The organism is Sorangium sp. So ce131, from assembly GCF_051519095.1.
Taxonomy (GTDB): Bacteria; Myxococcota_A; Polyangia; order Polyangiales; family Polyangiaceae; genus Sorangium.
The window spans coordinates 11237504-11254134 of sequence record NZ_CP150455.1 but is presented as its reverse complement, the minus strand read 5'-3'; the positions used below and the strand labels follow the sequence as shown (position 1 = coordinate 11254134).

General features: G+C 71.5%; 13 protein-coding genes. 7 read left to right on the top strand and 6 right to left on the bottom strand.

Annotated features, from left to right (window positions below):
* Window positions 1-158: 158 nt before the first annotated feature.
* Together WMF43_RS40790 and WMF43_RS40785 are read left to right on the top strand one after the other, a co-directional pair.
* The gene (locus WMF43_RS40790; protein WP_437673292.1) at window positions 159-671 is read left to right on the top strand and encodes a hypothetical protein; all 513 of its coding nucleotides are present in this window, start codon (window positions 159-161) and stop codon (window positions 669-671) included.
* Window positions 668-1147, top strand: coding sequence for a hypothetical protein (locus tag WMF43_RS40785; RefSeq protein WP_437673291.1), 480 nt, complete (start codon window positions 668-670; stop codon window positions 1145-1147). Before WMF43_RS40790 ends, WMF43_RS40785 begins: the two co-directional genes overlap by 4 nt.
* A gap of 31 nt (window positions 1148-1178) precedes the next feature.
* On the opposite strand, the gene WMF43_RS40780 is transcribed toward WMF43_RS40785, so the two are convergent.
* Complete coding sequence (locus WMF43_RS40780) at window positions 1179-2087, bottom strand: fumarylacetoacetate hydrolase family protein (protein ID WP_437673290.1); 909 nt, start codon at window positions 2085-2087, stop codon at window positions 1179-1181.
* A 455-nt stretch (window positions 2088-2542) separates the two neighbouring features.
* Here WMF43_RS40780 and WMF43_RS40775 point away from each other — a divergent pair, with 455 nt between their 5' ends.
* On the top strand, window positions 2543-4228 hold the full coding sequence (locus WMF43_RS40775; protein WP_437673289.1) for a CTP synthase: 1686 nt from the start codon (window positions 2543-2545) through the stop codon (window positions 4226-4228).
* Window positions 4229-4447: 219 nt separating this feature from the next.
* Here the strand turns inward: WMF43_RS40775 and WMF43_RS40770 are convergent, their stop codons facing one another.
* Window positions 4448-5410 (bottom strand): acyl-CoA desaturase, encoded by a 963-nt coding sequence (locus tag WMF43_RS40770; RefSeq protein WP_437673288.1) that lies wholly within the window; start codon window positions 5408-5410, stop codon window positions 4448-4450.
* Between the two features lie 117 nt (window positions 5411-5527).
* Entirely contained in the window at window positions 5528-6553 is a 1026-nt protein-coding gene (locus WMF43_RS40765; protein ID WP_437673287.1) for a diacylglycerol kinase family protein, read from the bottom strand.
* Between the two features lie 119 nt (window positions 6554-6672).
* Between WMF43_RS40765 and WMF43_RS40760 the strand changes: the two genes are divergently transcribed.
* Window positions 6673-8001, top strand: a complete 1329-nt coding sequence (locus tag WMF43_RS40760; protein ID WP_437673286.1) for a hypothetical protein — start codon at window positions 6673-6675, stop codon at window positions 7999-8001.
* 36 nt (window positions 8002-8037) lie between these two features.
* On the opposite strand, the gene WMF43_RS40755 is transcribed toward WMF43_RS40760, so the two are convergent.
* The 3 genes from WMF43_RS40755 to WMF43_RS40745 all read right to left on the bottom strand — a co-directional run bounded on the left by WMF43_RS40755 (window position 8038) and on the right by WMF43_RS40745 (window position 11488).
* Window positions 8038-10029, bottom strand: a complete 1992-nt coding sequence (locus WMF43_RS40755) for a hypothetical protein (protein WP_437673285.1) — start codon at window positions 10027-10029, stop codon at window positions 8038-8040.
* Window positions 10030-10101: 72 nt separating this feature from the next.
* Complete coding sequence (locus tag WMF43_RS40750) at window positions 10102-10629, bottom strand: peroxiredoxin family protein (protein WP_437673284.1); 528 nt, start codon at window positions 10627-10629, stop codon at window positions 10102-10104.
* Window positions 10630-10783: 154 nt separating this feature from the next.
* Window positions 10784-11488: a TlpA disulfide reductase family protein gene (locus WMF43_RS40745; protein WP_437673283.1), complete on the bottom strand. Its 705-nt coding sequence runs from the start codon at window positions 11486-11488 to the stop codon at window positions 10784-10786.
* A 388-nt stretch (window positions 11489-11876) separates the two neighbouring features.
* On the opposite strand from WMF43_RS40745, the gene WMF43_RS40740 reads away from it, so the two are divergent.
* The 3 genes from WMF43_RS40740 (at window position 11877) to WMF43_RS40730 (ending at window position 16544) form a co-directional block, all read left to right on the top strand.
* On the top strand, window positions 11877-12929 hold the full coding sequence (locus tag WMF43_RS40740; RefSeq protein WP_437673282.1) for a hypothetical protein: 1053 nt from the start codon (window positions 11877-11879) through the stop codon (window positions 12927-12929).
* 194 nt (window positions 12930-13123) lie between these two features.
* Window positions 13124-14224 (top strand): Mrp/NBP35 family ATP-binding protein, encoded by a 1101-nt coding sequence (locus WMF43_RS40735; protein ID WP_437673281.1) that lies wholly within the window; start codon window positions 13124-13126, stop codon window positions 14222-14224.
* Between the two features lie 127 nt (window positions 14225-14351).
* Window positions 14352-16544 carry a S1 RNA-binding domain-containing protein gene (locus tag WMF43_RS40730; RefSeq protein ID WP_437673280.1) on the top strand — a complete coding sequence of 731 codons (2193 nt, stop codon included), beginning with the start codon at window positions 14352-14354 and terminating at the stop codon, window positions 16542-16544.
* Window positions 16545-16631: the final 87 nt, after the last annotated feature.

Genomic DNA, 16631 nt, shown 5'->3' with positions numbered 1-16631 from the left:
GCGACGGGCGCCTCCCCCTGAGCGCTCCGATCGGTGCAGCGCGGCCGCTGCCGGTGAAGTCCGGTTCGACGGGGCGTGTACGGAGTTGTCCTCGCAAAGGAGAGCTTGCTACGGTGCGCGCAAGCAGTTCTTCACGCTCTGTTCGAAGGGAGGACACCGTGTCCCAGCAGCATCCGGCCCGCGTGCTCGTGCCGCTCTTCATCCTCGCGGCTGCAGCATGCTCGGGCGCCAAACCCAAGCAGGCAGGGGAAGACTACAACTTCGACCAGGCGTACTCCGACGAGGCTCCACCCGCCGAGGCGGAGAGCTCCGGCGCGGAGGCGAGCGGGTCGAAGGACAGCGGCAGCGCGCTCAACGAGGATCAGAAGAAGCAGATGGAGATCGCGCTGCGGCGCGGCGGCGACAAGGCGGCGAACTGCGCGGAGGTCGTGGCCAACGCGCCGACCGGCGAGGGAGAGGTCAAGGTCGTCTTCGACGGGCAGAAGGGGCGCGTGACCGACGTGCTGGTCGGGCCGCCGTTCGCGGGGACGCCCGCCGAGGCGTGCGTGAAGCGGGCCTTCGTCGGGGAGATCGTGCTGCCGTTCGAGGGGGAGCCCCTCGAGGTCCCGTACACCGTGAAGCTGCCGGCCAAGAAGGGCGGCTCCGCGGCGGCCGGCGCGAAGACGCCATGAAGAGCGCCGCCCTCGCCGTCGCCGCCGCGCTCGCGCTGACCGCCGCTTCTGCGGGCGCGGAGGAGCCGTCGCCGCCGCGGTATCCGCCGTCATCGGCTCGCGTGAAGGTCATCGTCGGCGGGGCGGCCGTGACGGCGCTCGCCTACGGCGCAGCGTTCGTCGCCGCATCGTCGTGGCCCGAGGTCCCCGGGGCGGGCGAGCTGAAGATCCCGATCGCGGGCCCCTGGATGGCGCTCGCCAAGAACGGCTGCGCCGCGGACGACCCGGACTGCGGGTACCGGCTGTACGTTCGCGGGGCGCTCACGGTCATCGACGGGCTCGCGCAGATCGCGGGGCTCGCCCTCATCGGAGAAGGCATCTTCATGACCACCGAGGCGCGCTCGGCGCAGCCGCCGAAGCCCACGGCGGTGACGGTGCGGCCGGCGCCGGTCGTCACCGCGAGCGGCGTGGCCTTCGGCGTCGTCGGGACGTTCTGAGCGGGCCGGGGGGCTGGCGCGTGGGCGCCGCTCAGCGGCGGCGCCACGGCAGCGGCTCGGGGCCGCAGACCGGCTTGCCGGCCAGCCATCCGATCCGCTCGATCATCAGCTCCACGCGCGCGCCGTACGGCACGCGCCGGCCAGCGCACCTGGCGCTCCCGCCGACGACCCGTCCCGCTCCGATCACGTCGCCGGCGCGCAGCTCGATCCGGTCGCTGACGCACGCGATCGCCTCCGCGAGCGAGAACGCCCACTCGCCGATGCGGGAGCAGAGGCGCACCTCGGCGTCGACGCGGACCTGCGTCCGCAGCACGTCGATCGGGCCAAGCTCGTCCGGCGTGACGAGCACCGGGCCGAGCTGCGTCGCGAAGTCCTTCGCATCGGAAGGCGGCATGCCCTTCGCCAGCGCCTGCGCCTCCAGCCCGCGCGCCGTCCAGTCGTTCAGCACGGCGTAGCCCGCGATCGCGCGCTCCGCTTCTTCCGGGGTGGCGCGGCGCAGATCCTCGCAGAGGAGCGCCGCCAGGTTCAGCTCGTAGTCGGGCTCGTCCTCGAGCGCGGGGAAGGGGATCGCCGCGGCGTGCCCCTGCAGCGCGCGGCTGTTGCCGAACCGGTACCAGGGGCGCTCGGCGTCGCGCGCGCAGGGGCCGAGCTGGACGTACGCCGCGCGATCGGTGGCGCACGGAGCAAGCCAGAGGAAGGTGCCCGGAAGGAGCTGCGCCGACGCCGGCCGATCCCCGCTGAGCAGCCGGTCGTCCAGCGCGTGGAGGCCGGCGCAACGAAGCGCCACCACGCGCGTGTGAAAGTCGGACACGCCAGGGATGTCGGCGAGCCTCGTTCCGAAGCGGCGCTCGAGCTCCGCGACGTCGTAGAGCGCGCTGTCGCGCTCCAGCGCGACGATCGGGGTTGACGTCGCGAGCTGGAACACGTGAGCGATGCGCATGGCACGGCGAGGTCGCGCGGGGAGCCGCCGGAGCGTACCATCCCGATCCGGCGGAGCTCTCGGGTCGGCGGACCCTGGCCCCGGCGCGGTGGCCACCCCGAGGCCCTGAGCCCAGGGGACGCGGCCCGCCTGGAAATCGGATTGCCCTTTGCATTGACGCGCCTGAAGAGCGGCCTAGAATGCCGGCGGATTCAGAGCGGCATCACGTCGCGCAGGCTTGCCGTGAGCTCGTCCGGTTGCTGACGGGCTCGCACGGCAGGTCAGGTTCTGTTGCCGGTGTGGGATCCCTCCTCGTGAGGTTTCCTCCGGCTTCGGTCTTGTTGACGGGGCCGTGCGGCTTGTAAGCCGGGCAAGGCATTTGCCGTGGACAGCCGAACCTTGGCGGCCTCTCCCTCTTGAGCGCCGATCGAGGAACTGGTTACAGGCGCGCACACGGCGCAGCGGAGCGACGGGTCATGAGCAAGCGGACCAAATTCGTCTTCGTTACAGGCGGGGTCGTGTCGTCGATCGGCAAGGGACTGGCGGCGGCCTCGATCGGGGCGCTGATGGAGTCTCGTGGGCTGAAGGTCACCCACGTCAAGCTGGACCCGTACATCAATGTCGATCCCGGCACGATGTCGCCGTACCAGCACGGCGAGGTCTTCGTCACGGACGACGGCGCGGAGACCGATCTGGATCTCGGGCATTACGAGCGGTTCACGCTCGCCCGCATGACCCGGCAGCACAACTTCACGACCGGCCGGATCTACGAGGCGGTCATCTCGAAGGAGCGCCGGGGCGAGTACCTCGGGGCGACGGTGCAGGTGATCCCGCACGTCACCGACGAGATCAAGCTGCGCATCCGCTCCGCCGCGGACGGTGCCGACGTGGCGATCGTCGAGGTCGGCGGCACGGTGGGCGACATCGAGTCGCTCCCGTTCATCGAGGCGATCCGCCAGCTCAAGGTGGAGTCGGGCGCGCAGAACGCGATCTCCGTGCATGTCACGCTCGTCCCGTTCATCGCGACGGCGGGCGAGCTCAAGACGAAGCCCACCCAGCACTCGGTGAAGGAGATGCGCGAGATCGGCATCCAGCCGGACATCCTCCTGTGCCGCTGCGACCGGCCGCTCCCGCGGAACATGAAGGAGAAGATCTCGCTCTTCTCGAACGTCGCCGTCGACTGCGTGATCGCGGCCGTCGACGTCGACTGCATCTACGAGCTGCCCCTGGTCCTCCACGCCGAGGGGATCGACGAGAAGATCACGGAGCTGCTCAACATCTGGGCGAGGCAGCCGGATCTGTCCGCGTGGCAGCGCATCGTCGAGCGCTTCAAGAAGCCGTCCCGCGGCATCGTGAAGATCGGCGTCGTCGGCAAGTACGTGCACCTGCGCGACTCGTACAAGTCGCTCCACGAGGCGCTCGTCCACGGCGGGCTCCACAACGACGTGCGGGTCGAGCTCGAGTACATCGACTCCGAGCAGATCGAGGCGCGCGGCGCGGCCGAGCTGCTGGCGAACCTCGATGCGATCCTCGTGCCCGGCGGCTTCGGCGACCGGGGGACCGAGGGGAAGATCGAGGCGATCCGCTACGCGCGCGAGGAGAAGATCCCGTTCTTCGGGATCTGCCTCGGCATGCAGCTCGCGGTGGTCGAGTTCGCGCGGCACGTGTGCGGCATGGCGGGCGCGAACTCCGTGGAGTTCGATCGGAACGCCGCCTACCCGGTGATCGATCTGATGCCCGATCAGAAGGGGGTCGTGGAGAAGGGTGGTACGATGCGCCTCGGCGCGTACCCGTGCGTGCTGGACAAGGGGACGCTCGCCGCAGAGGCGTACGGGCAGACGAGCATCAGCGAGCGGCACCGGCATCGCTACGAGGTGGCCAACAAGTACCGCGAGTCGATGGTGCAGAAGGGGCTCGTGCTCTCCGGGACGTCGCCGGACCAGCGCCTCGTCGAGATGATCGAGCTGCGCGAACACCCGTATTTCGTCGGCTGTCAGTTCCACCCCGAGTTCAAGAGCCGACCCCACAACGCGCACCCGCTCTTTGCGCGCTTCGTCCGCGCGGGCCTGGAGCGCCAGCGAGAGCGCAACAAGGCCGAGAAATCGAAGCCCGGCGACTCCGCCGCCGCGCACAGCCAGCAGGCAGCTTCGTCCGTCAACTGATCGCGGTCCGAGAGGCCCGGCGAGCGGCCCTACACGGCGAACGGCGGCCGGCGATTCCGCGAGCCTCGAGGGGGCCCGGCGTCGGCCGCTGGCTGCGTGGAGCCGACGAGGTTCTGCGCGCAGCCAGGCGCTGGTTGCGGTGCTGCTCGTGACAAACGCGCGCGGACGAGCGCTGCAGGGCAGCGTTCGTCCGCAGGTCCCGTGGCGGGGAGCTTCAGCTCAGACGTCGCCGAGGCTGGGCTCACCCAGCGGCGGAGCGTCGCGCGGCTCGACGGGCGCGGTCTGAGGGGCGAGGAGCGGCGAGCGCTCGCCGACCTCCTTGATCAGGTTTCGCTGCATCACGTGCGCGGGCGCGATCCGGAGCTCCCAGATCAGGCCGAGCTTCTCCATCGCGCGCAGGATGTAGAAGCTGACGTCGATCTCCCACCAGAAGAAGCCCTGGTTCGCGCTGCTCATGTAGTGGTGGTGGTTGTTGTGCCAGCCCTCGCCGAGGGTGATGAGCGCGAGCCAGAAATTGTTGCGGCTCGTGTCGGTGGTCGCGTAACGCCGCGAGCCGAAGACGTGCGCCAGCGAGTTGATGGTGAACGTCCCGTGCATGAGCGCGCACGTCGAGACGACGTAGCCCCACAGGAACGCGTCGTAGCCGCCGAACACGAAGAGCAGCGCGATCATGCCGAGCGGCCCGACCACGTGGAAGCGATCCAGCCAGCGGAGCTCGGGGAACCCCGCGAAGTCGGGGATGCGCTTCAGATCGAGCTCCTCGTGCTCGCGGCCGAGCCACCAGCCCATGTGCGCGTACCAGAACCCCCTGCGGAGCGGGCTGTGGACGTCGCGCTCTGTGTCCGAGTACTTGTGATGAACGCGGTGCGTCCCTCCCCACCACAGCGGGCCCTTCTGGGTCGCCGTGGTCCCGAGCAGCGCGAGCAGGAACTGGAGGCCGCGGCTCGTCTTGTAGCTCCGGTGCGAGAAGTACCGGTGGTAGACCGCCGTGATCGCGAACATCCGGACGAAGTACGTGGCCGCAGCGAGCGCTGCGAGCTTCCACGTGGCGCCGCGGACGATGGCGACCACGGTGCCGATGTGGATGGCGATGATCCCCAGCGCGTTGAAGTACTGACCGATGCCAAGCCGCTGCTTCGGTACGACGACTCGGGTGGGGCTCGATGCGGGAGCTTGCGTCATGGTTTCCAAGGTGGATGGAGCATCGGACACGCCCGTCACTGAGGCTCACGACGCCGGTCATGTTTCCGTCATGCGGCGTGGCGCTCGGGCGCTCCCGGGCACGCCGCGGGCGAAGGCTCAGCGGCGCAGGGACAGGACGTCGATGGGCGGTCCGGCCGAGACCCGGACCTCGCAAGCCCGGAGCGGGTCTCCATCAAGGATGTAGGGGCCGTCGCCGCCCGGCGTCGCGCTGGGCGCGGCGCCGAAGTCGTCGGCCGACATGGCGCCGGACGCGCCGCCGAATCGGACGGTGAACTCGCGGACGAGGTCGTCGAAATGGTCCCTGCCGCCAATGCGACGGCCCGCGAGGACCAGCGGCGCACGCGGGCCAAGCTCGCGCGGGGGCAGGGCGCTGGCGACGAGGTGCGGGCGGTCGAGATCCTCCCCAGCCCGGTAGGTGACCTGCATGTGAATGCCGAGGTCGCGTACCACGGACGCGCAGACCAGCGACCAGGCGCGGGGGGCGAGCCGCCGGCCCTCCACGTCGATCGTGCAAGGCAGCGGGTCGAGGACCCGACGCGCGCAGGCGCCGCCGTAGAAGGACTCGAGGAACACCCGCGCGACGATGCGCGCGGCGGCGCCGTACCCGTCGCCGCCGCGCTCGTAGTAGACGTCGAAGAAGCTGGCCACGAGCCCGGTGCCGAAGATGAAGCCGATGCGCTCCTCCACGCCGCCGCGCGTCGTCGCGCGCACGCGCAGGGTGGGCCGCCGGAGGGTCCCCGGGACGCCGGCGCCGCGCTGGCGGGCGCGGAGGTCGCGCACGATCCGCGCGAGGAGCACGGCTGGATCGCCCGTCATGCCCCAGTTCCGAGCGACGGTCGCCACGGTTCCGCCCGGCAACAAGGCGAGCGCCGGCAAGGCGCCCTCGCCGAACGCGCGGACGAGGGCGGTGACGCCCGCCATGAAGCTGCCGTCGCCGCCGGAGAGCGCGACGAGATCGGTGCCGCGCTCGGCGATCCGGGCGCAGGCGGCGTCGAGCTCCGCGACGCTCGAGGTCGGGTGGAGCTCCGCCGCGCCGGCGCAGGCGGCCGCCATGCGGTCGATGAGCGAAGGGCTCGCCCGGTACCGACGCGCTGTGGTGTTGACGATGACGTCGATACGCATGGTGCCGGAACGCGTGCGCGCCCGTACAGACGCGTGCGCGGCCCGTATAGAACGGATTACCTGGGTGGTCGAGCCGAAGGGGCTTCGAGCGCGAACTTCGGCGCGGTAAGACGCGTCTCATGCTCCGCGCGCTCTCCGGGTCGCTGCTCGCCGCCCTCCTCTCGCTGGCCGCGGCCGCGGGCTGCGCGCGATCGGCGTCGGTGCGCGCCGCCGAGGCGGGCAGCTACGAGGAGCTCCGCCGCGCCTTGGCCGAGGAGCTCCGCCGCGGCTCGCTCGACAGCGACGAGGCTCGAGCGATCGCGCGAGCGGTCGCCGAGGGAGAGATCGCGCGCGCTGCGCCGCCGCTCGGGGGCGAGCGGCTGGGCGAGATCCGGACGTGCGCGCGCCACGTCGAGGACGCGCTCGCCGAGCGCGCCGCAGGCTCGGACGGGGTCGCGGTCGCCGCCGAGCTGATCCTGTTCGAGGCAGGGCTCACCGATGCCGAGAGCGTGAAGCGGTACGCGGCGGAGTCGGCCGCGGCGAAGCGGCCTGGAGAGCGCGCGGCGCTCCGCGCGCTCGCGGCGCGCGCCCTCGTCGCGCCCGGGGACGGCGCGGCGCGCCGCGCGCGGATGCTCGACGGAGATCAGGAGGTGCGCGCCTCGGCGCTCCGCGCCGCGATCGCGGCCGCGGACCCCGGCGACCGGGGCGCGCTGCTGGAGGCGGCGCGGCTCGACCCGTACCCGCTCGCGCGGACGCTCGCGATCCGAGCGAGCGGCGCGCTCGGCGGCGAGGGGATCGCGCTGGCGCTGCGGGATCTCTGGGTCCTCTCGGACGAGCCCCGGCGTGAGGCGATCGCCGAGGCGTGGGCAGCGCCGCGCGCGCTCGACGCCGGCGGGCGCGCGCAGCTCCGCTGGGCCATCTCCACCCAGCGCGGCGCGCCCGCGATCGCCGCCGCGCGCGCGCTGGCGCGCGCTGGCGGCGCCGACGCCGGCGAGGCCGTCTCGGTCCTCGTGCGGGCGATCGACTCCGGCCCCGGGAGAGACCGCGTCTACGCGATCCTCTCTGCGCCGATCGAGGACGCAGCCGTGCGGGCCGCGCTCGCCAAGGCGCAGGTCGACCCCGAGGACGCGGTCGCCTTCGCCGCCAACGCCCGCTACGTCGAGGCCTCGCCGGACGTCGTCGCCCTGCCCCCGCGCGAGCGCGCCGCCGCGGTCGCCTGGATGATGAAGCTCGTCGGAGGGGCGTCGACCCGCGCGGTCCTCGCGCGCGGCGTCCTCGCCCGCGCAGGGGTCCGGCAGGCCGTGCCGCTCCTGGAGCGCGATCTCCGATCCCGGGAACACCCGGTGCGCGAGGCGGCGGGGGTGGGCCTGGTCGAGCTGGGCGAGCTGCCCCGCGCGGCCTTGCTCCTCGCCGACGCCGAGCCCCGCGTCAGGCTCGCGATCGCCTGCGCCATGCTCCGCGCGTCCTGAACGGAGACGGCGCTCCGCGTGAGGCGCGCGGTCGCCTCAGAACCTCGAGACGAGCTCGAGCCGCGCGCCCTCGAACGAGGGAAAGACCCGGCACACGCCGGAGACGCAGCGCAACCCGCCGCGCCGCTGGCCCACGAAGAGCTGCGCCGTATCGAAGACCCGCTGGAGGGCCGTGGCGCTCCCTCCTGATTTCCACTGCAGCCCTCCGTTGAAGTAGTGGCAGATCCCGCCGCCCTCGGGCGCCTCGCACCCGCCCAGCTCCGGCGACGTGTACTCGTGCCCGAGGATCGCGGTCAGGTGAGGCGACCACTGGAGCGCGATGTAGTTCTCCCCCTCGAACCCGTACGCGTCGATCTTGTACTGGCGCTGGTTGTTGCCCTGCACCTGGAGGGAGAAGGGGCCGGCGAGGTGCTTCACGACGTCGTAGCGGACGTAGCTCTCGCTGTAGAAAATGCCGTCGGTGGCGGCCGCGTCGACCTGCCGCCCGCCGGCCCACGCGCGCACGTGGGAGCGGCCGGAGTCGAGATCGATCTCGGCGCCTACCGCGGTGTCCCAGGTGCTGGTCCGGTACCTGTCCTCGGTGTTGCAGTCGTTGTTCTCCTCGCGCTCCGAGAAGCTCACGTAGCGCCCGAGCCAGGCGTAAACGGCCGTGGTCCGGTTGAAGCGATAGTCGACGCGCCCGCGCCCGCCCGTGACGCAGACGTTGGGCGCGCCGAGCGGCTTCGTGTAGATGGGCTCTGCCGTCGGGGGCTGGCTGTAGGCGACTCCCGCGAACTCCGGCGCGTTGAATCCCACGTTCGACAGCGCGTTGGTGTCGATGTTGGAGGCGAGCGAGAAGAACCGCCGGTAGTGCTTGCCTTCAAGCAGGACGGCGACCGGGCCGCCGCGCGCGTTCGCCGCCGCGTAGACCGCGTACCCCGACAGATCTCCCTGGCCGTTGCCCGCGCTGTCGCGATGGCGCTCGCGGAGCTGTTGCCCGGCCACCTCGACATACACGTCCCCGTGGTTCGCGACGGACGGCACGCTCACCGAGCCGCTGAACGTGCGGATCTCGTTGAATCGCTGCGCGTGAGGCGCGCCGGTGAGCTCGAACTCGGGGTACTCCGCCGCGCATACGCCCGCCGCGTCCCCCTCGTCCCCGACGTGCTCGAGCTCGCAGCGGCGGAGCTCCTCGGTGTACGATTTCCGCAGGAGCAGCGATCCGTTCGCCGCGATCTCCACGCCCTTCACCCCCACCTCGAGGCGCCCGCCGAGCGCGGTGTCCTCGAGGTAGTTCGGGCGCGCCTTCGCCGTGACCTCCTGGGTGCGCGGATCCCTCAGGTCGCCGGCGCCGTCCCGGCCGGGGAACAGGAAGAAGAGCGGCGATCCGTCGCCGTGGAGCCGCCTCCCGCTCGCCTCGTCCAGGCGGAGCGGGTTCATCTGTCCCGCGAAGGCGGTCGCCTCGAGGCGCAGCAGCTGGAAATCCTTGTCGAGCACGAGCCTGCCGCCCCTCACGGTCGTGTCGATGGCCAGCTCGTCCAGCTTGCGCACGCTGAAGACGAGCCCGCGCCCGAGCTGGGCGTAGAAGTCGCCCACCGTGGCCTCGACGCCCGGCTGCGTGTAGGTGAGCCAGAGCTTCGCCGGATAGACCGTCGTCCGGTAGCGGGAGTGAAGCTCCCGCGCGGCGTCGTCCAAGCCGAAATTGACCTCATCGCGCAGCACCTTCCGCTGCAGATCGATGTCCGTCGCCGAGGGGCTGATCGGATAGAAAGAGGCGTTGATCCGCGCCCCGAGCTGCAGGCGCCACCAGTTGATCTGGGCGTCCAGCCGCTCGAGGAGCTCCCCGTAATTGTCGTCGAGGTGTCGCGACGGGATGTTGGGATTGTCGTTCCGGTTGTCGAAGTGATACACCGCGGCGGCGGTGTTCACGACGTCGACCGCCATCGGTTCGCCGCCGACGTTCGGGAGGTCGACCGCCGCGGCCGGGAGCGCGGCGAGGAGCACCGCTGCGGACAGGCAAGCGCAGGAGGCGTGGAGAGGTGAGCGCACCTCGCGTTCCTACCACGGACTTCCGGCCCGTGGAGCGCCCTGTCGCCCTCGGCCGCGCGCCGGTCCGTCCGGCTACTGCTGGCCGAGCGCCTTCTCGACGTCGCCCGCGAGCGCCGCCTCGTCGCCGGGCTGGTAGCCGCTGCGCTTCTGGAGGATCGATCCGTCTTTGCCGACGAGCACGGAGAACGGAAGCTCGCGCTTCGGATTGTACTTGGCGGTGACCGTCGTCTCCTCGTCGAGCAGCACGGGGAAGATCATCTCCCTGTCGTGGACCGTGCTGCTCACCTGAGCGCGGGACTCCGGTCCGTCGAGCGACACGGCGAGGACCACGAATCCTTTGTCCTTGTGCTTCTTGTAGAGCTCGACGAGGTGCGGCATCTCCGCGAGGCAGGGGTCGCAGGTGGTCGACCAGAAGTCGATCAGCACAACGCTCTTGCCGGTGTAGTCCGAGAGCCGGACCGTCTTGCCGTCGAGGGCGGGCAGCGAGAAATCGGGCGCCGGGCTCGCCGAGGAGGGGCGGGCGGCCGCTCCGCAGCCGGCGGCCGCGAGGCCGAGGACGGTGAACGCCAACGTGAGCGCGCAGCGGGTAGTTCGGGGCATAGAGGCTTCCGCGTGGGTATCGGTTGGGCCGGCGTGGGCGGGACGGCCGGCGTGAGGGCACCATGTCGCGGGCGCTTCAGGGCGCGCCCTGGCTCCGTTTCTCGCGTGGGCGTGCCGTCCAGCGGCTCGACGACACGCCCGCGCGGAGGCTTGTTCACCTCTCGCCGTTCATGACCTTCTCGTAGGTACGCCAGAAACTGCTGCCCTCCTCGGGCACGCCAGCGACGACCTCGATGATCGTCATGTCCTTGGTCTTGACGATCATGTTCGCGGGGAAGGCGTCCGCCTGGAAGAGCGCGCCGAGCTTGTACGAGGGGTCGATCGCCGACGGGTACGCCACCTCGTAGCGCGTCGTCCAGCGATACAGGTCGCCTACCACGGCCGCCTCGCCCCGATTCCTTCCGTCCGCGAGCTGGACCAGGAACTCGCCGCCCTTCGGCTGATACTCGGCGTAGAGCCGGGGCAGAACCGACTCCGCCTCAATCTGGCACGGCTCACACCACACGGACGAGACGTCGATCAGCAGCACCTTCGGCTTCAGCTCCCCGGCGCCGTACGGTGAACCCTCGGGGAAGCGATCCTCCCCGCTCGGATTGTAGAAGTCGGCGAGCTGAATCGCCTGCATCTCGCTGTTGTTCTTGTCGGCGTTGGCGAACCCGACGAACTGGTAATTCGCGATCACCTTGCCGGGGTTGATCCCATACGGTCCTGGGGGATAACTGACCGCATTGGCCGCAGGCTGCCCCGTCCCTTCAGGAAACTCAGGAGCCGGAATAGGATCCTCACCCCCGCAGCCCGCGAGCCCCAGGGCCGTCACGACGAAAAGGCCCATCCAACCGAGAACTGCGTCGATTCGCATGATGCCACCGCCTGAAGTATGGTGTAGTACGAGCTCATTCTTCTGGGCGGCGCGGGACGCGTCAAGGGCAACCTGGCGCGGCCGCCTCGTTCCCGGAGGGCTCCCTCCGCAATTTCCCGGCAGGCCCGCCGTGCCGGCCCCGACCCGCGGGCACCGCCCGCGCTGAGGTTCTATGCAGCAGGTCGTCGCATCGCAGAGCGCCCGTCAGCCCCGTCTCCGTCGTATCCACGCGTTCCTGACGCTCGGCTGGCTGGCGGTCGGAGCAGTCATCGCGGGCAGCGCCTGCTCATCGGACGAGCCGCGGGACGAATGTTTCGGCGGGGTGATCGTCAACGGGAAATGCGAGGGTAAGTGCGAGCCCTCGCTCTGCCTGCCTGGGAATACCTGTGTGGGCAACCGCTGCGTGCTCGAGTGCAGCAGCCACCTGGACTGCCGCCGAGACCAGGTCTGCGGGCCCGCCACGGAAGATGACACGGACGACGCGATTTCCGTGTGCCAGCCGCACGGCAAGGCCCAGGGCTACGGCGCACCTTGCCCGTTCGGCAACGAGTGCGGCCAGTACGGAAGCTGCCCCGACGGCTCGGCGTGCAACCTGGCGCAGTGCGACAACAACCTCGCCGACTGCCGGCGCGACACCGAGGCGTGCGGCGGGGACGATCCCAACTGCACCATCGGCAAGTGCAGCAACGGGAAGCCCTGCGTCCTGCCGACCTGCGACGCCGCGGCGTGCACCTCGCTGGGCCTGGAGTGCAGGGGGCAGGGCGAGGGCGACGCCGAGGCCTACTGCACGCAGCCGCATTGCGCCAGCGACGCGGACTGCGCGGCCGGCTACGAGTGCGCCCTCACCCGGGACCCTCACGCGATCTGCGGTAAGGACAAGGGGAACAACGCGTTTTGCGGGGAGACCGAGGAGGAGTGCGTCGATCCCGCCGCGTTCAACGCGAACGGCAACCAGTACGTCGAAGGGTCCGTCTGCCTCCTGCGGACGACCTGCATCAAGCGGGCGCAGTGCGCCCCCTGCGCGAGCGATCTCGACTGCTCGCTGATCGCCGGCCAGCGCTGCGTCTCCATCGGCGGCGAGGACCGCTGCGCGCGGACCTGCAACAACGATGAAGACTGCGACCTCGATTACCAGTGCACGGAAGGGGCCTGCCTCCCCCGCTTCGGCGCCTGCGTGGGCGACGGCAACTTCTGCGAGCCGTGCCGGAACGACAACGACTGCGGCGGCGTCGGCGACTTGACGGCGTGCGTCAGCACGCTCCGCGGGCAGCGCGCGTGCCTGGACTTCTCGCCGCTCCCCGAGCCGTGCACCTCCGACGATGACTGCCCCGAGTCGCCCAGCGGGCGGCACGGCTCCTGCCTCGCCGACGGCACCTGCAGCCTCCCCCTGTACCTGAGGGATCCCCGCGACGAGGGCTCGGTCGTCCAGAGCTGCTGGTGAACGCGCCCCGGCGGCCGCTGCCGGCCCTGCCTGCGCTCGGACGCGCGCTCCGCGCTGCGCTCCGCGTAGAGAGGGCCGGGGCGGCCGGTCGCCCGCCTCGGCGGGGGCGCGAGGGCAACGGGCGAGCGGCCCCGAGCCCGACCCCGCGCTCGCCCGTTGACGGGCATCTGCAGCGGTTTTAACTGCTCCGCCCTATGTCCATCACGAAGGATGCCGCGCTCGCCGCGCTAGGAAACGTCATCGGCCCCGACGTGAAGCGCCCGATCACGGAGCTCGGGCGCGTCCGGGATCTCTCGATCGACGGGGCGGCGGTCTCGCTCACCGTCGAGCTGACCGGCTACTTCAAGCAGCGGCTCGCGGCCGACATCGAGGCGGCGCTCAAGGCAGCCGGCGCGAAGGAGGTCCGGATCGCGTGGGACGTCAACATCCCGACGCGCACCATCCTCCAGGACGACCCCTGCCCCGGCGTACGGAACATCGTCCTCGTGATGAGCGGCAAGGGCGGCGTGGGCAAGAGCACGGTCGCCGCGAACCTGACCCTCGCCCTGAACCGCGCCGGGGCGAAGGTCGGCCTGCTCGACGCGGACATGTACGGGCCGAGCGTCCCGACCATGCTCGGCGTGATGGGCCGCCCGACGTCCGCCGACGGCCAGAAGTTCCTGCCGCTCGAGCGCTTCGGGGTGAAGCTCATGTCGATCGGCTTCCTGCTCGAGGACCCGAGGTCGGCCGTCGTCTGGCGCGGGCCGATGCTCCAGAACGCCCTGATCCAGTTCATGCGCGACGTGGAGTGGGGCGAGCTCGACTACCTCGTGCTGGACCTGCCGCCGGGCACCGGCGACATCGCGCTGACGATCTCCCAGAAGATGAGGACCACGGGCGCGATCGTCGTGACGACGCCGCAGGAGGTCGCCCTCCAGGACGTGTACAAGTCCGTCTCGATGGCCCAGAAGGTCGGGATCGCCCTGCTCGGCGTGGTGGAGAACGAGAGCTACTTCGTGTGCGACGGCTGCGACAAGCGGCACGAGCTCTTCGGCGCCGGCGGCGGGCAGAAGATCGCCGAGTTCGCCGAGGCGCCGCTGCTCGGCCAGATCCCGCTGGACCCCGCCGTCCGGGAGTGGGGCGACGCCGGCACGCCGGTCGTCCAGGCGGCGCCCGAGAGCCCGATCGCGCGCGCCTTCCTGGAGGTGGCGGAGCGGCTGACCAGCCAGATCAGCGCCCACAACCTCGCGAGCGGGGGCGGCCTCCGCATCGACCGGAGCGGGGGGACGAACAAGCACCTGCCCATCATGCGGTAGGCTCTCGCGTAAACGTCCCGGGTACGTTATGGTTCCGGCCCCTTCCCCCCATTGAACCGAGGGGGCCGCTGGAGAGAACGCGAGCACGTTTCGCCCCCATCGGCATGCGCAGTCGCGCGAGGCGCGGATGAATACCCACGAAAATACCACCACGCCGGCGGACGCGCCGGCAGCTCCGGCCGACCAGGGCGGCCCGCTCGACGCGTCGAACGCCGCGCCCGAGCAGGCCGCACAAGCTCATGATGCGGGGACCACCTCCCCGCCCGAAACGAGCGAGGCCGGCGCAGAAACAGCGTCACAAGCGAGCTCGACCTCGTCCGAAGCGGCACCTGCCGAAGCAGCAGCCGCCGAGGCGGCACCTGCCGAGGCAGCAGCCGCCGAGGCGGCACCTGCCGAGGCGGCACCGGCCGAGGCGGCACCCGCCGCCGCGGCGGCGCGCGCCACGGACGAGGACGACGAGTGGGAAGAGCAGCCGGGTGATGACATCGGCAACCGCGTCCCCGGCCTGCCGAGAGACGACATCGGCAACCGCAAGCCGGGAGCCCCGGGCAGGCGGAACCCCCCGGCGGCCGCGAAGCCCGCGCAGGGGCCGAAGCCCGCGCAGGGGCCGAAGCCCCCGCAGGGGCCGAAGCCCCCGCAGGGGCCGAAGCCCGCGGCGGCCGGCGAGGCCGGCGAGGCCGGCGCGGCCGCGCCGGGGGAGGGGGGCGCCGGGAAGAAGCGCCGCCGCCGCCGCCGCAAGAAGGGCGCGGAGGAGGGCGGCCAGCCCGGGGCCGAGGCCGCCGAGGTGGCCGAGGCCGCCGAGGCGACCGACGCCGAAGCCGGCGCCGACGACGAGGCCGGCGCCGACGACGAGGGCGACGAGGAGCAGGCGGCCGGCGAGGCTGCGGGTCAGCCGCAGCCCGGCGGCGAGAAGCGCAAGCGGCGCAAGGGGCAGGGCGCGCCGCCGCCGCGCGAGCGCCCGGCCTTCAGCATCGGCGAGGAAGTGTTCGGAAAGGTCAGCAAGATCACCGACCACGCCATCTGGATCGACATCGCCGGGAAGGCCACGGGGCTGTTCGACCGGCGCGAGATCCTCGACGAGGAGCCTCCGGTCGACGGCGATCAGTTCATCGCGACGGTCGCGAGCACCGGCGTGCGCGGCGGCATGCTCCTCCTGTCGAGGGCGCCCGTGCAGCTCGACCAGGCGCGCGCGCGCGCCGAGGCGTCGCTGCAGAGCGGCGAGCCGATCGAGGGGTTCGTGACCGGCGCGGTCAAGGGCGGGCTCGAGGTCGACCTCGGCGGCCTCCGCGCCTTCGCGCCGGCCTCGCACGTCGATCTGCGCCACGGCGCCGACCTCAACTACCTCGTGGGCCAGCGGCTCGATTTCATCGTGACGCAGTTCGCGAAGAAGGGGCGCGACATCGTCGTGTCCCGCCGCAAGATGCTCGAGGAGGAGAGCCGCCGGGCGCGCACCGAGGCGCTCACGTCGATCGAGCCCGGGTCCCTGCACAAGGGCGTGGTGCGCAAGGTCGTGGCGTGGGGCGTGTTCGTCGCGTTGCCCGACGCGGGCGGCGTCGAGGGGCTGGTCCACATGAGCGAGGCGAGCCACGACCGGGGCGCCAAGCTGGCCGACCTGTTCAAGCCCGGCGCCGAGATCGACGTGAAGGTCCTGCGCGTCGACGACAAGGGCAAGCTGTGGCTGAGCCGCAAGGCCGCCACGGTCGACCCCTGGGACGCCGTGAAGGACAAGTACGCGGTGGGCACGCGGCACAAGGGCAAGGTCGCCCGGCTGCAGCCGTTCGGCGCGTTCATCGAGCTCGAGCCGGGCATCGACGGCCTCATCCACACGGCCGACCTCTCGATGAAGCCGATCCAGCACCCGGAAGAGGTGGTGAAGGTCGGCCAGGACGTCGACGTGGTGGTCGCGAGCTGCGACGCGGCGGCGCGGCGGATCGGGCTGCACCCCGCCCCGCCCGAGGGCGAGGAGAGCGAGCCGCGCCAGCGCGTGCAGCAGGGCAGGTCGGTGAAGGTGGCGGTCACGCAGGTGACCGACGGCGGGCTCGTCGTCCGGGTGCTCGGCACCACGGGGCGGGCGGCCCGCGGCTTCATCCCGGCCGGCCACACCGGCACGCAGCGCGGCACCGATCTCCGCAAGGAGTTCCCCATCGGGACCCAGCTCGAGGCGAAGGTCATCGAGGTGGATCCGCGAAGGGGAGAGGCCAAGCTGTCGATCCGCGCCCTCAAGGAGGACGCCGAGAAGCAGGCCTACCAGCAGTACCGCGCCGGCGTCGCGCGCGAGGCCAAGTTCGGCACCTTCGCCGACCTGATGAAGAAGAGCTGATCCCGAGGCGCGCCGCCCGCCGCGGCGGCGCGCCGGCTCCGCCGCGGCGGTCGCGTCTCCCCTCCAGAGCGACAGCATCTTCCTTTC

Coding starts and splice junctions, on each gene's coding strand:
- WMF43_RS40785 (WP_437673291.1), top strand. CDS start 668: ATGAAGAGCGCCGCCCTCGCCGTCGCCGCCGCGCTCGCGCTGACCGCC.
- WMF43_RS40780 (WP_437673290.1), bottom strand. CDS start 2,087: ATGCGCATCGCTCACGTGTTCCAGCTCGCGACGTCAACCCCGATCGTC.
- WMF43_RS40775 (WP_437673289.1), top strand. CDS start 2,543: ATGAGCAAGCGGACCAAATTCGTCTTCGTTACAGGCGGGGTCGTGTCG.
- WMF43_RS40770 (WP_437673288.1), bottom strand. CDS start 5,410: ATGACGCAAGCTCCCGCATCGAGCCCCACCCGAGTCGTCGTACCGAAG.
- WMF43_RS40765 (WP_437673287.1), bottom strand. CDS start 6,553: ATGCGTATCGACGTCATCGTCAACACCACAGCGCGTCGGTACCGGGCG.
- WMF43_RS40760 (WP_437673286.1), top strand. CDS start 6,673: ATGCTCCGCGCGCTCTCCGGGTCGCTGCTCGCCGCCCTCCTCTCGCTG.
- WMF43_RS40750 (WP_437673284.1), bottom strand. CDS start 10,629: ATGCCCCGAACTACCCGCTGCGCGCTCACGTTGGCGTTCACCGTCCTC.
- WMF43_RS40745 (WP_437673283.1), bottom strand. CDS start 11,488: ATGCGAATCGACGCAGTTCTCGGTTGGATGGGCCTTTTCGTCGTGACG.
- WMF43_RS40735 (WP_437673281.1), top strand. CDS start 13,124: ATGTCCATCACGAAGGATGCCGCGCTCGCCGCGCTAGGAAACGTCATC.
- WMF43_RS40730 (WP_437673280.1), top strand. CDS start 14,352: ATGAATACCCACGAAAATACCACCACGCCGGCGGACGCGCCGGCAGCT.